Consider the following 16,037-nt stretch of genomic DNA (forward strand, 5'->3'; position numbering starts at 1 on the left):
GCGGCCCTTTGGTTATTACTGGCCATTGGCTAAACGTCTGCTAAATTCTTGTGAGCAAACCTTCATCAAGCAGTTGGGCTTGCGCATTCGTTGCGTTCAACTTCTTGAGGAAAGGATTCATGAGCATGTCCCTCGGTAAACGCATGGGGGCCGAACTGATCGGCACCTTTTGGCTGGTCCTCGGCGGCTGTGGCAGTGCGGTACTCGCAGCCAGTTCCCCGCTCGGCATCGGCGTTCTCGGTGTCGCCTTCGCGTTCGGTCTCACTGTGCTGACCATGGCGTTCGCCATCGGTCATATCTCTGGCTGTCATCTCAACCCTGCCGTTTCGTTCGGGCTGGTGGTGGGTGGGCGCTTTCCGGCCAAAGAGCTGCTGCCCTATGTCATCGCCCAGGTGATCGGCGCCATCCTCGCGGCTGCGGTGATCTACCTCATCGCCAGTGGCAAGGCCGGTTTCGAGCTGTCGTCGGGGTTGGCGTCTAACGGCTACGCCGACCACTCGCCCGGCGGTTATTCGCTGGGGGCGGGGTTTGTCAGTGAGGTGGTGATGACGGCCATGTTCCTGGTGGTGATCATGGGGGCTACCGATGCCCGTGCGCCAGCAGGCTTCGCGCCGATTGCCATCGGCCTGGCCCTGACCCTGATCCACCTGATCTCGATCCCGGTGACCAATACTTCGGTCAACCCCGCGCGTAGCACGGGGCCGGCACTGTTCGTCGGTGGCTGGGCCCTGCAGCAGCTGTGGCTGTTCTGGCTGGCGCCGCTGATCGGGGCTGCGATCGGCGGCGCGTTGTACCGGGGCCTGGCGAAAGAGCCTTAGCGCTGGTGCACGCAACGCCCGGCGGCGTAGGTTGCACGCACGGTGCGATCATCGCCCAGGGTAGTGAGCACGAACAGGGTCTCTTCAATGCTGTTGGACTGCTGGATACGGTAGTCCAATAGCGGCGTGGCCTTGTAGTCGAGCACCACGAAGTCGGCATCGTTACCGGCGCGCAGGCTGCCGATGCGGTCGTCCAGGCGCAGCGCGCGGGCGCCGCCGAGGGTGGCCAGGTACAGCGACTTGTACGGGTGCAGACGTGCGCCCTGCAGCTGCATGACCTTGTACGCCTCGTTGAGGGTGTTGAGCAGCGAGAAGCTGGTACCGGCGCCCACGTCGGTGCCCAGGCCCACATTGACCTTGAAGCGCTCGGCCTGGGGCAGGTTGAACAGGCCGCTGCCCAGGAACAGGTTGGAAGTCGGGCAGAAGGCCACGGCCGAGCCGGTTTCGGCCAGGCGCTGGCATTCCTCGTCGCACAGGTGCACGCCGTGGGCGAACACCGAGCGCTCGCCAAGCAGCTCGAAGTGGTCGTAAACGTCCAGGTAACCCTTCTGCTCCGGGAACAGCGACTTGACCCAGTCGATTTCCTTGAGGTTCTCCGACAGGTGCGTGTGCAGGTACACGCCTGGGTGCTCCTTGAGCAACTGGCCGGCCAGTGTCAGTTGCTCCGGGGTGCTGGTCGGCGCGAAGCGTGGGGTGACCGCGTAATGCAGGCGGCCCTTGCCGTGCCAGCGCTCGATCAGTGCCTTGCTTTCGGCGTAACCGGACTCGGCCGTGTCCGTCAGGTAATCAGGGGCATTGCGGTCCATCATCACCTTGCCGGCGATCATCCGCAGGTCGAGGCGCTCGGCCTCTTCGAACAGGGCGTTGACCGATTCCGGGTGCACGCTGCCGAACACCAGGGCGGTGGTGGTGCCGTTGCGCAGCAGTTCCTTGAGGAAGATTTTCGCGACCTGGTCGGCATGGCCCTTGTCGGCGAACTGTTTCTCGCACGGGAAGGTGTAGGTGTTGAGCCAGTCCAGCAGCTGTTCGCCGTAGGAGCCGATCATGCCGGTCTGCGGGAAGTGGATGTGGGTGTCGATGAAGCCTGGGGTGATCAGGGCATCCTGGTAATGCACCACATCGATACCGACCTCCAGGGTCGGCAGCAGCTCGCTGGCGTGGCCGATGGCGCTGATGCGGCCATCGTCGACCACCAGCAGGCCGTCTTCGTAGTATTCATGGGAGGCCTCCAGGCCGACCTCGGCCGGGTCGGCGATGCTGTGCAGGATGGCGGCACGGTAGGCTTTGCGGGTTGCGGTCATAAAGCGCTCGTCAAATGGCTTGGCTGCGCCGGGAGGGCGGCAGCAACTGGGCAATGGGGCCAGCGTTGGCGGCAGCGTCGTGCTGGCCGAAGCAGGCGTTGTAGGTGGCAATGATTTCCCCGGCGATGGACACGGCGATCTCGATCGGCAGCTTGCCCTTGACCTCGGCAATGCCCATCGGGCAGCGCATGCGCGCCATCACGGCATCATCAAAGCCGCGCTCGCGCAGGCGGTGCTCGAACTTGGCCCGCTTGGTCTTCGAGCCGATCAGGCCGAACCAGGTGAAATCATTGCGCTTGAGAATGGCTGCGGTCAGTTCCAGGTCGAGCTGGTGGTTGTGGGTCATGACGATGCAGTAGCAACCGGCTGGCAGCTCGGCCACTTCATCGACCGGCTCCTCGTTGACCACCTTGGTCACCCCTGGGGGGATGAGCTCGGGGAATTCCTGTTCGCGCGAATCGATCCAGCGCACCCGGCAGGGCAGCGCCGCGAGCAAGGGTACCAGAGCACGCCCGACATGGCCTGCACCGAACACCGCGATTTGCGCCTGCACCGCAGCCATCGGTTCGAACAGCAGCACGGTCACGCCGCCGCAGCACTGGCCGAGGCTGGCGCCGAGGCTGAAGCGCTCCAGGTGCGGGGTGGTGCGCTGTTCTTCGAGCATCTGCCGGGCGATGTGCAAGGCCTTGTATTCCAGGTGGCCGCCGCCGATGGTGTCGAACAGTGCCGAGGCGCTGACGACCATTTTCGAGCCGGCATTGCGCGGGGTGGAGCCGCGTTCCTCGATGATGGTGACCAGTACGCAGGGTTCGCCACGGGACTGGTGGTCGGCGAGGGCGTTGATCCATTGGTGCATGATTCAACCTCTCTTGAAGGCTGACATTGTCCTTGTGGGAGCGGGCTTGCCCCGCGAATGCGGCAGTGGCCACACCATCGTATTCGCGGGGCAAGCCCGCTCCCACAGGGTTACACGATGTCAGTGAGTCACGGTTTCCAGTTCTTGTTCGGCAGGCTGCGCTGCAGCCACTTCCTTGCGCATCTGCTCACACCCCCACAACACCCGCTCTGGGGTCGCCGGTGCATCGATGTTCGGTTGCACGCGGTAGTCGGCCAGGCTCGCCACGGCGTCCTTGATCGCACACCAGGCGGCGATGCCGAGCATGAATGGCGGCTCGCCCACGGCCTTGGAATGGAACACCGTGTCCTCCGGGTTCTTGCGGTTTTCCACCAGCTTCACGCGCATGTCCAGCGGCATGTCGGCCACCGCCGGAATCTTGTAGCTGGCCGGGCCGTTGGTCATCAGTTTGCCCTTGGCGTTCCACACCAGTTCCTCGGTGGTCAGCCAGCCCATGCCCTGGATGAAGCCACCTTCGACCTGGCCGATGTCGATGGCCGGGTTCAGCGAGTCGCCCACGTCATGCAGGATGTCGGCGCGCAGCATCTTGTACTCGCCGGTCAGGGTATCGACGATCACTTCCACGCAGGCTGCGCCGAAGGCGAAGTAGTAGAACGGCCGGCCACGGGCCTGGCTGCGGTCGTAGAAAATCTTCGGGGTGCGGTAGAAGCCGGTGCTCGACAGCGACACTTGAGCGAAGTAGGCCTGCTGCACCAGTTGCTCGAAGCTGACGATCTGGTCGCGCATGCGCACATGGCCGTTGCGGAACTCGACGTCTTCCTCGGTCACCTGGTAGTGCCGCGCGGCGAATTCGGTCAGGCGCTTCTTGAGGATCTCGGCGGCGTTCTGCGCCGCCTTGCCGTTCAGGTCGGCGCCGCTGGAAGCAGCGGTAGGCGAGGTGTTGGGCACCTTGTCGGTGTTGGTGGCGGTGATCTGGATGCGGTCGAAATCGACCTGGAAGATCTGCGCGACCACCTGGGCGACCTTGGTGTTCAGGCCCTGGCCCATCTCGGTGCCGCCGTGGTTCAGGTGGATACTGCCGTCGGTGTAGATGTGGATCAGCGCACCGGCCTGGTTGAGGAAGGTGGCGGTGAACGAAATGCCGAATTTGACCGGGGTCAGCGCAAGGCCCTTCTTGAGGATCGGGCTGTTGGCGTTGAAGCGGCGAATCGACTCGCGGCGTTCGGCGTAGTCGCTGCTGGCTTCAAGGTCGGCGGTCATCTCGTCGAGCATGTTGTGCTCGACGGTCTGGTAGTAGTGGGTGACGTTGCGCTCGGTCTTGCCGTAATAGTTGGCTTTGCGCACGGCCAGCGGGTCGCGGCCCAGGTGGCGGGCGATATGGTCCATTACCTGCTCGATGGCGACCATGCCTTGCGGGCCGCCGAAGCCACGGTAAGCCGTGTTGGAAGCGGTGTTGGTCTTGCAGCGGTGGCCATGCACGGTGGCATCGCCCAGGTAATAGGCGTTGTCGGAGTGGAACATGGCCCGGTCGACGATCGAGCCGGACAGGTCGGGTGAATAGCCGCAGTTGCCAGCCAGGTCGAAGTTGATGCCGTGCAGGCGGCCGTTGTCATCGAAACCGACGTCGTACTCGACATAGAACGGGTGGCGCTTGCCAGTCATGGTCATGTCTTCGACGCGCGGCAGGCGCATCTTGGTCGGCTGGCCGGTCAGGCGCGCAATCACTGCGCACAGGCACGCGGGGCTTGCGGCCTGGGTTTCCTTGCCGCCGAAACCGCCGCCCATGCGGCGCATGTCGAGGACGATTTTGTTCATCGGCACGTCCAGCACTTCGGCCACCAGCTTCTGCACCTCGGTGGGGTTTTGCGTGGAGCAGTAGACGATCATGCCGCCGTCTTCGGTGGGCATTACCGAGGAAATCTGCGTTTCCAGGTAGAAGTGCTCCTGGCCACCGATGTGCAAGGTGCCTTGCAGGCGGTGCGGGGCGCTGGCCAGGGCCGTGGCGGCGTCGCCACGCTGGTGGGTGTGGCTGTCCAGCACGAAGTGCTTCTTGCGAAACGCTTCGACCACATCCAGTACCGGCTCCAGGTCCTCATACTCGACGATGGCCGCCATGGCGGCGCGGCGGGCGGTTTCCAGGTCGCGGGCAGCGACGGCGAGCACCGGCTGGCCGAAGAACTCGACCTTGTCGATGGCCAGCAGCGGGTCGCCGGCCACCACCGGGCCGATGTCCTTGAGGCCGGGGATGTCTTCGTGGGTGATGGCGATGCGTACGCCTTCGAAGGCATAGCATGGCGTGGTGTCGATGCGCAGGATGCGTGCGTGGGCACGGTCGGCGGTGCGCGCATAGACGTGCAACTGGTTGGGGAATTCGAGGCGGTCATCGATGTACACCGCTTCGCCGGCCACGTGCTTGTCGGCGCTGTCGTGCTTGACGCTGCGGCCGACCCCGGTGGTCAGGTCCTGGCTGAACAGTTCGGCCATCTCGGCCTGGCTCTTGGCTACGTGATGGTTAGACATAAGCGGTCACCCGGGTTTCGATGTACGGCGTTTGCTGTTCGATGAAGTACTTGCGCAGCAGATTTTGCGCAGTCAGCAGGCGGTATTCCTTGCTGGCGCGGAAATCGCTGAGCGGGGTGAAGTCCTCGGCCAGGGCTTGGCAGGCGCGCTCGATGTTGGCCTGGTTCCACGGTTTGCCGCGCAGGGCCGCTTCGCAAGCGCGGGCGCGTTTCGGAATCGCAGCCATGCCGCCGAAGGCGATACGCACGCCGCTGACCACGCCGTTGTCGATGCTCAGGTTGAAGGCTGCGCACACGGCAGAGATGTCGTCGTCCAGGCGTTTGGACACTTTGTAGGCGCGGAAGGCCCAGTCATTGCTGGCGCGCGGCACGATGATCTTCTCGATGAACTCACTGTCCTGGCGCGCGGTGATGCGGTAATCGATGAAGTAATCCTCCAGCGCCAGGGTGCGCTGGCGTTCGCCTTGGCGCAGGACCACCTGGGCATCGAGCGCAATCAGCAGGGGCGGCGAGTCGCCAATCGGCGAGGCGTTGCCGATATTGCCGCCCAGGGTGCCCTGGTTGCGGATCTGCAGCGAGGCGAAGCGGTGCAGCAGGTCGCCGAAATCAGGGTACTCGGCGTTGAGCGCCTCATAGCAGTCGGTGAGCGAGGTGGCCGCGCCGATTTCCAGATGCCTGTCGGTCGTGTCGATGCGCTTGAGTTCGGCCACATGGCCGACATAGATCATCACCGGCAGGGTCTTGTGGAACTGGGTGACTTCCAGCGCCAGGTCGGTACCACCGGCCAGCAGGCGTGCTTCGGGGTGCGAACTGTACAGATCGGCCAGGTCGGCCACGGTCAGCGGCACCAGGCAGCGCTTGTCGCCACTGTTGAGCTCGCCGGTTTGGGTTGGTGCAATGGCCTTGAGGCGGCTGATGGTCTGCGCTTGCTGGGCGTCGAACTGGTCGCGGCAAGGCTGGCGGCAGCTTTGCTCGGCGGCATCGAGGATCGGCCGGTAGCCGGTGCAGCGGCACAGGTTGCCGGCCAAGGCTTCTTGAGCCTGGTGCACGTCGGCGCCTTGGCTGTTTTTCTGCAGGGCGAACAGCGACATGACGAAGCCTGGGGTGCAGAAGCCGCATTGCGAGCCATGGCAGTCGGCCATGGCTTTTTGCACGCTGTGCAGTTCACCTTGGTGCTTGAGGCCTTCGACGCTGATCAACTGCTTGCCGTGCAGTGACGAAACGAAGGTCAGGCAAGAATTGAGGCTACGGTAGCGCAGGGTGTCGTTGCCCTGGTCGTCCTGGGTCAGTTCGCCGACCACCACAGTGCACGCACCGCAGTCGCCGCTGGCGCAGCCTTCCTTGGTGCCGGGTTTGCCCAGGTGCTCGCGCAGGTATTGCAGCACCGTCATGTTCGGGTCCAGGGCATGCTCATTACGCAGCTCCTGGTTGACGAGAAACTGGATCACGGGGATGGCCTCGCAATGGTTTTATTGTTGTTGGGCGGACAATAAGCAGACCTGACGAGCTGGTCAATATTTTTCTGACTCAAAGGTCAGGAAAATGCCTATGTCTACACCCGGCAGAACACATTGCCCATATCACAAGCATAGATCGCGCCGTGCAGGTGGCTGCCTGGCAAGCCAAATAAAGCGCAAGGCCCCTCTGCGCGAGTGCAGGTCAAGTACGCTACAATCCGCCCCTTGTGCACAGTTCAATGATTTTGAAGGAAAACCATGACGTTCAAGGCCCCGGACAGCCTCTCAGAGCAGATTGCCGACTACCTGGCCGAACGCATCATTCGCGGCGAGCTGGAGCCCGGCGAGCGCATCCAGGAGCAAAAGGTCACCCAGGCGCTGAATGTCAGCCGCGGTTCGGTGCGTGAAGCGCTGCTGATCCTCGAACGTCGGCATCTGGTCGCCATCTTGCCGCGTCGTGGCGCCCATGTGACCAGGCTGGATGAGCGCAGCGTGCGCAGCCTGTGCGACCTGATGGGCGAGTTCTACATCCTGCTGGGCAACGCCGTTGCACAAAAATGGCGCCTGGAGGCCGACCTGCGCCCGTTCCTGGAGATCCAGCAGCGCTTGCAGCAGGCCCGTGACCAGCAAGACATCAAGGCCTTCGTCGCCGAAAGCTTCGCCGTCATGCGTGCGGCTTACCCGTTCGCCGACAACCCTTACCTGCAGGAAACCGTCGAAAACCTGCAGCCGGCCATGAGCCGCGCCTACTACCTGGCCCTGGATCAGCGCCAGGCCAGTACCGACGACTACCTGGAGCTGTTCGCCCGCCTGCTCGAAGCGGTGGTCGCGCGCGACCTGCCGCGCATTCGCGAGGTACTCACCGCCTACTGCCAGCGCAGCTGCGAGCTGGTGCTGGCGGCGTTGGCCCGGGCCTGACGATGCGCCTCAAATGCATTCGCCTGGCCGGGTTCAAGTCGTTCGTCGACCCAACCACGGTCAACTTCCCCAGCAACATGGCAGCCGTGGTAGGCCCCAATGGTTGCGGCAAGTCCAACATCATCGACGCGGTGCGCTGGGTGATGGGCGAGAGTTCGGCAAAAAACCTGCGCGGCGAGTCGATGACCGACGTCATCTTCAACGGCTCCACCAGTCGCAAACCGGTCAGCCAGGCCAGCATCGAGCTGGTGTTCGACAACAGCGACAACACCCTGGTTGGTGAGTACGCGGCCTACGCTGAGATTTCCATTCGCCGCAAGGTGACCCGCGACGCGCAGAACAGCTATTACCTCAATGGCACCAAGTGCCGCCGCCGCGATATCACCGATATCTTCCTCGGTACCGGCCTCGGGCCGCGCAGCTACTCGATCATCGAGCAGGGCATGATCTCCAAGCTGATCGAAGCCAAGCCCGAAGAGCTGCGCAACTTCATCGAAGAGGCAGCGGGCATCTCCAAGTACAAGGAGCGCCGCCGCGAGACCGAGAACCGTATCCGCCGCACCCAGGAAAACCTGGCCCGCCTGACCGACCTGCGTGACGAACTGGAGCGCCAGCTCGAACGCCTGCACCGTCAGGCCCAGGCAGCCGAGAAGTACCGCGAGTACAAGGCCCAGGAGCGTCAGCTGAAAGCCCGCTTGTCGGCCTTGCGCTGGCGTGACCTGGACGAACGCGTACGTCAGCGCGAAGCGGTGATCGGTGATCAGGACGTGTCCCACGAAGCCTTGGTGGCTGAGCAGCGTAATGCCGATGCAAGCATCGAGCGCCTGCGCGATGGCCACCACGAATTGTCCGAACGCTTCAACCAGGTGCAGGGCCGGTTCTATACGGTGGCAGGCGATATCGCCCGGGTCGAGCAGAGTATCCAGCACGGCCAGCAGCGCCTGCGCCAATTGCAGGACGATTTCAAGGAAGCCGAGCGCACGCGCCTGGAGACCGAATCGCACCTGGGCCATGACCGCACCTTGCTGGCGACCCTCGGCGAAGAGCTGGTGATGCTGGAGCCTGAACAGGAAATGACCCTGGCGGCTGCTGAAGAGGCCGCTGCCACCCTTGAAGAAGCCGAGCTAGGCATGCACGGCTGGCAAGAGCAGTGGGACAGCTTCAACACCCGGTCCGCCGAACCTCGTCGTCAGGCTGAAGTGCAACAGGCGCGGCTGCAACAGCTGGAAGCCAGCCTGGAGCGGTTGTCGGAGCGTCAGCGCAAGCTGGGTGAAGAGCGCGACCTGTTGGCTGCCGAGCCGCAGGACGCCGCCATGCTTGAGCTGGCCGAGCAGTTGGCCAGCAGCGAAATGCTGCTGGAAGAGTTGCAGCTGTCCGAAGAGCAAGTGGTCGAGCGGCTCGACGGCACCCGCGAGCAATTGCAACAGGCCACTCAGGCGCAACAGCAGGCACAGGGCGACCTGCAGCGTCTGGGCGGGCGGCTGGCCTCGCTTGAGGCCTTGCAGCAGGCCGCGCTGGAGCCGGGCGTAGGTGCCGCAGACTGGTTGCATGGGCAAGGCCTGGCACAGCGACCGCGCCTGGCTGAAGGGCTTTGGGTCGAGCCGGGCTGGGAGCTGGCAGTGGAGACGGTGCTGGGCGCTGATCTGCAAGCCGTACTGGTCGATGATTTCAGCAGCCTCGATTTTGCCGATCTGGAACAAGGCGAGTTGCGTTTGCTGCTGGCAAGCGGCGAGGGCGCGCGGCTGGCGGGCAGCCTGCTGGACAAAGTCGAAGGGCGCACCGACCTGACGCCCTGGTTGGGGCAGGTGAAACCGGTCGATGACCTGGCCCAGGCGCTGGTGCTGCGTGCGAGCCTGGGCGAAGGGCAGAGCCTGGTCAGCCGGGACGGTTATTGGGTTGGCCGGCATTTTTTGCGGGTCAGCCGAGGCGGCGAGGCCGAAGGCGGCGTGTTGGCCCGTGGCCAGGAGATCGAGCGCCTGGGCCAGCAACAGCTGGAGCAGGAAGCCGCCCTGGAGCACCTTGAGCAACAGCTTCAAGGTTTGCGCGAACAGCAGCTGGGCCTGGAAGAACAGCGCGAGCAGTTGCGCCGGCGTACCCAGGAAGAGGGGCGCCAACATGGCGAGCTCAAGGCCAGCCTGTCGGCAAGCCGCGCCCGCGCCGAGCAAGTCGAATTGCGTCGCCGCCGTCTGCAGGAAGAGCTGACCGAGTTGCAGGAGCAGCGTGCTCTGGAGCACGAGCAACTGGGTGAGGCGCGCCTGGTGCTGCAAGAGGCCCTGGACCTGATGGCCCAGGACACCGAGCAGCGTGAGCAGTTGATGGCCCGTCGCGATACCCTGCGCGAAGGCCTCGACCGCATTCGCCAGGAGGCCCGCCAGCACAAGGACCATGCCCACCAGTTGGCTGTGCGCCTGGGCTCGCTGCGCGCCCAACACGATTCCACCCGTCAGGCCCTGGAACGCCTGGAGCAACAGGCGGCACGTCTGACCGAGCGCCAGGAACAGCTGAGCCTGAACCTGGAGGAAGGCGCAGCGCCCCTCGAAGAGCTGCGCCTCAAGCTTGAAGAATTGCTGGAGCGGCGCATGAGCGTCGACGAAGAAATGCGCCAGGCGCGCCTGCACATGGACGAAGCCGACCGTGCGCTGCGCGACGCCGAAAAGCGCCGCACCCAGGCTGAGCAGCAAGCTCAGTTGCTGCGTGGCCAGCTGGAGCAACTGCGCTTGGAATGCCAGGGCCTGGATGTGCGGCGCAAGACCCTTCAAGAGCAGTTGCTGGCCGATGGCTACGACCTGCAAGGCGTGCTTGCCACCCTCGAAGCCGACGACACCGAACAGAGTACCGAGCAGGCGCTGGAGCAGACCGAGGCGCGTATCCAGCGTTTGGGCGCGATCAACCTGGCTGCTATCGAAGAATACGAGCAGCAGTCTGAGCGCAAACGCTACCTGGACGCCCAGAACGCCGACCTGGTCGAAGCGCTGGAGACCCTGGAAAACGTCATCCGCAAGATCGACAAGGAAACCCGCAATCGCTTCAGGGATACCTTTGATCAGATAAATGCCGGATTACAGGCACTTTTTCCAAAAGTTTTCGGTGGTGGCAGCGCTTATCTGGAACTGACGGGCGAAGATCTACTCGATACAGGGGTAACGATCATGGCGCGACCACCGGGCAAGAAGAACAGCACCATCCATCTGCTGTCCGGTGGCGAGAAGGCACTGACCGCCCTGGCGCTGGTGTTCGCCATCTTCAAGTTGAACCCCGCACCGTTCTGCATGCTCGACGAGGTCGATGCGCCGCTGGACGATGCCAACGTCGGGCGATACGCCCGGCTGGTGAAAGAAATGAGTGAAAGTGTGCAGTTCATCTACATCACCCATAACAAGATTGCCATGGAGATGGCAGATCAATTGATGGGGGTGACGATGCATGAGCCAGGATGCTCACGCCTTGTTGCAGTGGATGTGGAGGAGGCGATGGCTATGGTCGACGCCTGATACGCGAAGATAGGGCACATTCTGTAGCGAAATGGCCCCGCCATGTGCGACAGACGGTGTAAAGTTGTCTTTGGTCGTGCTAGCTTAATGTCACTCGTTTTTTGCGTGGGTAAAACGCCTGTCAGAACATAGAGTTGGCGCCACGTGTTAAAGGGCTTTGAACCCTTTGTTTTCAAGCATATTTTTATAGAGGCACGGGATTACATGGAAATCGGTCTGCGCGAGTGGCTGATCCTCATCGGCATCATTGTCATTGCCGGTATTCTTTTCGACGGCTGGCGCCGCATGCGCGGCGGGAAAGGCAAGTTGAAATTCCGTCTGGATCGCAGTTATTCCAATACCCCCGAGGAAGAGGGCGGTGCCGAAGTGCTCGGCCCATCGCGGGTGCTGGATAACCACAAGGAACCAGAACTGGACGAGAGCGACCTGCCCTCGCTCAGCGCGTCGTCGCGTGATCGCGAGCGCGAGCCAAAGCCGGTCAAGGCCAGCAAGCGTGGCAAGCGTGCCGCAGAAGTGCCGCAGGGTGACCTGAACCTGGTGGCCGAGGCGCGCGAGCCCGATCTGTTTGCCGATGCCGATGATGATTTTGCTGCCGACAACAACCGCAACAGCGGTACGGCGTCCAGCAACAACACGGTCAAGGAATTGCCCCCCGCTGAAGAAGTGCTGGTGATCAGCGTCATCTCCCGCGACGAGGGTGGTTTCAAGGGGCCGGCACTGCTGCAGAACATTCTCGAGAGCGGCCTGCGTTTTGGCGAGATGGACATCTTCCACCGCCACGAGAGCATGGCGGGCCACGGCGAAGTGCTGTTCTCCATGGCCAACGCCGTGAAGCCCGGTATTTTCGACCTGGACGACATCGACCACTTCAGCACCCGTGCGGTGAGCTTCTTCCTGGGGCTGCCGGGCCCGCGTCACCCTAAACAGGCCTTCGACGTGATGGTTGCAGCGGCGCGCAAGTTGGCCCATGAACTCAATGGCGAACTCAAGGACGACCAGCGCAGCGTGCTGACCGCCCAGACCATCGAGCATTATCGCCAGCGCATCGTCGAGTTCGAGCGCCGTGCGCTGACCCAGAAGCGCTGATAGATCCAGACGAAAGAGCAGCCTGCGGGGCGTGCTGGTCGGTTCGGGATTTGATGTTGTTGGTCCCGGCCCTTTCGCGGGCAAGCCCGCCCCCACAGTTACCCCACTGCCTTTGAGCGCCGTGGAGTACCTGTGGGGGTGGGCTTGCCCGCGAAAGGGCCGGATCAGCAACTAAAGATCCAGAACCCCAGACAACGTCCCCCAGGCTGCTCTTTTGCTTTGCAAGAGAAGACAAACGAATGACCGCCGAATCCCGAATCCACGCCCTGCGCGCCGAGCTCGACCAGCACAACTACCGCTACTACGTGCTCGATGAGCCTAGCGTGCCCGATGCCGAATACGATCGCTTGTTCAACGAGCTCAAGGCGTTGGAAGCCGAACACCCGCACTTGGTGACGCCTGACTCGCCGACCCAGCGCGTCGGCGGCCAGGCCCTGGCCGCGTTCAGCCAGGTGCGTCACGAAGTGCCCATGCTCAGCCTGGGCAATGCTTTCGAAGAAACCGACCTGCATGAATTCGGCCGCCGCGTGGTCGACGGCCTCGATCAGCCGGGTGCGGTCGATTACAGCTGCGAACCCAAGCTCGATGGCCTGGCGGTGAGCCTGCTGTACCGCGACGGCCAGTTGGTGCAGGGTGCCACCCGCGGCGATGGCACCACCGGCGAAGACATCAGTGCCAACGTGCGCACTGTGCGCAACATTCCGCTCAAGCTGCAGGGCGAAGGCTGGCCGGCGGTGCTGGAAGTGCGCGGCGAGGTGTACATGAGCAAGGCCGGTTTCGACCGGCTCAATGCCGCCCAGGCAGAAGCCGGGGGCAAGACTTTTGCCAACCCGCGCAACGCCGCAGCCGGCAGCCTGCGCCAACTGGATTCGAAAATCACCGCCAGTCGCCCGCTGGAATTCTGCTGCTACGGCGTAGGCCAGGTGTCCGAAAGCATCGGCGACAGCCACATTGGCGTCCTCGAGCAGCTCAAGGCCTGGGGCCTGCCGATCAGCCGTGAGCTCCGGCATGCCGCAGGCATCGAAGAATGCCTGGCTTACTACCGCGACATCGGTGAGCGCCGTAACAGCCTGCCGTACGAGATCGACGGCGTGGTGTTCAAGGTCAACAGCCTGGCGTCCCAGCGTGAACTGGGCTTCCGCGCCCGCGAGCCGCGCTGGGCGATTGCCCACAAGTTCCCGGCCATGGAAGAGCTGACCGAAGTACTGGATGTCGAATTCCAGGTGGGTCGTACCGGGGCGGTGACGCCTGTGGCGCGGCTGAAACCGGTCAAGGTGGCCGGCGTGACCGTGTCCAACGCCACACTGCACAACATGGACGAGATCGCCCGTCTGGGCCTGCGTATTGGCGACACGGTCATCATCCGCCGTGCTGGCGACGTGATCCCGCAGGTCATGCAAGTGGTGCTCGAGCGACGCCCCGAAGATGCCCGCCCGGTTGAAGTGCCGAGCGCGTGCCCGGTGTGTGGCTCGCACGTCGAGCGCACCCAGCTGGTCAAGCGCAGCAAGGGCAAGGAAACCACCAGCGAAGGTGCGGTGTACCGTTGCGTCGGTCGTCTGGCCTGTGGTGCCCAGCTCAAGCAAGCGATCATCCACTACGTTTCGCGCCGCGCGATGGATATCGACGGCCTGGGCGAAAAGAGCGTCGAGCAGTTGGTGGACGAAGGGTTGATCGGCTCGCCAGCAGACCTGTACAAACTGGAGTTCGACCAGATCGTTGGCCTGGAAGGGTTCGCCGAGGTGTCCAGCAAGAAGCTGCTGGATGCCATCGAAGCCAGCAAGCGCCCGAGCCTGGCACGTTTCATCTACGCCCTGGGCATCCCGGATGTGGGTGAAGAGACCGCCAAGGTCCTGGCGCGCTCGCTGGGCAGCCTGGCGCGGGTGCAGCAGGCGTTGCCGCAGGTGCTGACCTACTTGCCGGACATCGGGCTTGAAGTGGCTTACGAAATCCACAACTTCTTCGAAGACGAGCACAACCGCAAAGTCATCGAGCAGTTGCTCGCCTGTGGCATGCAATTGCAGGACGAAGGCGACCTGGCCGCCGAGTTCGCCGCCAGCACCACCCTGGCCGGGATGATCGCCAAGCTCGATATCCCCTCGGTCGGCCCGACTGGCGCTGAAAAGCTGGTGGCCAAGCTCGACAGCCTGGACAAGATCATCGCCGCCGATGGTATCGACTTGCGTCAGGCCCTGGCCACCAAGCAGGCCGAGGCGGTGCGCGAGTTCTTCAAGGACGAAGCGAACCAGAAGCTGGCGCGGGACATCGAAGCCCAGTTGCTGGCGTTTGGCATGCACTGGAACAGCGAGAAAAAAGTCGCCGAAGGCCTGCCGTTGGCAGGGCAGACCTGGGTATTGACCGGCACCCTGGAGCGCATGAGCCGCGACATTGCCAAAGAAAAACTGGAAAGCCTCGGCGCCAAGGTGGCAGGTTCCGTTTCCGGCAAGACCCACTGCGTGGTCGCAGGCCCCGGCGCGGGCTCCAAGCTGGCCAGGGCCAGTGAACTGGGTGTGAAGGTGCTGGACGAAGATGCGTTCATCGTCTTCCTGGGCGAGCAGGGCATCGCCGTCTGACCAGCCTTTCGATCAAGTCATTGAGAAATGATGACTTTTTCTCCCATCAGAGGTTGTAACTTCGCCTCAGACCGGTACAATGGCGCGGCTCGCTGCTTAGCGAGTTGCGTCAGTGGTGGCCCCATCGGTCCCCCCGCATTGATTACCCGTTAACCTGGTCAGGCCCGGAAGGGAGCAGCCATAGCGGGAACATCGAGTGCCGGGGTGTGGCTGGTGGGGCTGCCTCCATTACGCAAGTCCTTGAATTCTCAAGGCTTTCTCGCTCAGAAATCTCGAAGTGGACCAGTGCCGTAGTACACCTAAGTTGTGCACCGTGCTGAGGATTCTAGCCCACTCTAATTTTCCAATCTAGGCTCCTGCCCGTGTCGCCTCGGCACTGGTCGCGTCCGCTCGGTTGCTCTAATGTTAGATTTCCAATTCACTACAGGGCAGTAGCATGGATGTTGCAGCACTCAACGGTGTGGTACAGGCGGTCAACCTAACCAAGCAACTCGCCAAGGCTGCGTTTGATGGCAAGGTGGATGCTGAGGCTAAAGCGAAGATAGGTGAAGTCCTTGAAAAACTGGGGGACGTGCAAGATGGGATGTTCAATCTGCGGGAAGACCTCCATAGGCTCCAGCTAGAACGGGATGGCTTGAAGAAGAAGCTTGATGCTGCTGACTCATGGCAGCAGCGAGCAGCCGCCTACAAGCTTACTCAAACAGCAGGCGGTGCAGTTGTGTTTATTTCGAATGACGAAACGCCCCATTACGCCTGCCCAAGCTGCTTCAACAAAAAGGAAATCCACCCGCTACAAGACAACCGGACTGCCCGAGGTAAGTTCCGCTGTACTGGGTGCAACGCTGAGTTCCCCATAAAGCCTCAAAGAGCGGCATTCAATGTGCAGCCTGTAGCTCATAATTGGAATGGCTGAGCTGATTGGTTAAAACTACCTATCTCTGCCGTTATACGTGAAACCCCGCAGATCAAGGTCTGCGGGGCTTTTCGTTTTTGGATTGTACGTAGGTTCGGCCTACGGGAT

Annotated in this window: 10 protein-coding genes and 1 other RNA gene; 7 read left to right on the plus strand and 4 right to left on the minus strand. The window is 62.7% G+C overall.

The features are described 5' to 3' along the window. Positions 1-119: 119 nt before the first annotated feature. Positions 120-818: an aquaporin Z gene (gene aqpZ, locus OGV19_RS04115; RefSeq protein ID WP_264312250.1), complete on the plus strand. Its 699-nt coding sequence runs from the start codon at positions 120-122 to the stop codon at positions 816-818. Here the strand turns inward: aqpZ and guaD are convergent. From guaD to xdhA, 4 genes are all read right to left on the minus strand, one after another. Then, positions 815-2,119, minus strand: a complete 1,305-nt coding sequence (gene guaD / locus OGV19_RS04120) for a guanine deaminase (protein WP_264312251.1) — start codon at positions 2,117-2,119, stop codon at positions 815-817. The two genes, aqpZ and guaD, sit on opposite strands and share 4 nt — an antisense overlap. 10 nt (positions 2,120-2,129) lie before the next feature. Continuing rightward, positions 2,130-2,975 carry a xanthine dehydrogenase accessory protein XdhC gene (gene xdhC, locus OGV19_RS04125; protein ID WP_264312252.1) on the minus strand — a complete coding sequence of 282 codons (846 nt, stop codon included), beginning with the start codon at positions 2,973-2,975 and terminating at the stop codon, positions 2,130-2,132. 120 nt (positions 2,976-3,095) lie between these two features. Then, a complete protein-coding gene (gene xdhB, locus OGV19_RS04130) occupies positions 3,096-5,495 on the minus strand; it encodes a xanthine dehydrogenase molybdopterin binding subunit (RefSeq protein WP_264312253.1) in 2,400 nt (799 codons plus the stop codon). Further along, positions 5,488-6,942, minus strand: coding sequence for a xanthine dehydrogenase small subunit (xdhA, locus tag OGV19_RS04135; protein ID WP_264312254.1), 1,455 nt, complete (start codon positions 6,940-6,942; stop codon positions 5,488-5,490). The genes xdhB and xdhA overlap by 8 nt, the downstream gene beginning before the upstream one ends. Positions 6,943-7,209: 267 nt before the next feature. On the opposite strand from xdhA, the gene OGV19_RS04140 reads away from it, so the two are divergent. From OGV19_RS04140 to OGV19_RS04165, 6 genes are all read left to right on the plus strand, one after another. After that, entirely contained in the window at positions 7,210-7,869 is a 660-nt protein-coding gene (locus OGV19_RS04140) for a GntR family transcriptional regulator (protein WP_264312255.1), read from the plus strand. A gap of 2 nt (positions 7,870-7,871) precedes the next feature. After that, a complete protein-coding gene (gene smc, locus OGV19_RS04145; RefSeq protein WP_264312256.1) occupies positions 7,872-11,360 on the plus strand; it encodes a chromosome segregation protein SMC in 3,489 nt (1,162 codons plus the stop codon). A gap of 204 nt (positions 11,361-11,564) precedes the next feature. Further along, positions 11,565-12,446 (plus strand): cell division protein ZipA, encoded by an 882-nt coding sequence (gene zipA, locus OGV19_RS04150; RefSeq protein ID WP_264312257.1) that lies wholly within the window; start codon positions 11,565-11,567, stop codon positions 12,444-12,446. A 239-nt stretch (positions 12,447-12,685) separates the two neighbouring features. Next, entirely contained in the window at positions 12,686-15,016 is a 2,331-nt protein-coding gene (gene ligA, locus OGV19_RS04155; RefSeq protein WP_264312258.1) for an NAD-dependent DNA ligase LigA, read from the plus strand. Between the two features lie 122 nt (positions 15,017-15,138). Continuing rightward, an RNA gene (gene ffs / locus OGV19_RS04160) (signal recognition particle sRNA small type) lies at positions 15,139-15,235 on the plus strand. 217 nt (positions 15,236-15,452) lie between these two features. Further along, on the plus strand, positions 15,453-15,929 hold the full coding sequence (locus tag OGV19_RS04165) for a single stranded DNA-binding domain-containing protein (RefSeq protein WP_264312259.1): 477 nt from the start codon (positions 15,453-15,455) through the stop codon (positions 15,927-15,929). Positions 15,930-16,037 lie beyond the last annotated feature (108 nt).

The organism is Pseudomonas putida, from assembly GCF_025905425.1.
Lineage (GTDB): Bacteria > Pseudomonadota > Gammaproteobacteria > Pseudomonadales > Pseudomonadaceae > Aquipseudomonas > Aquipseudomonas putida_AF.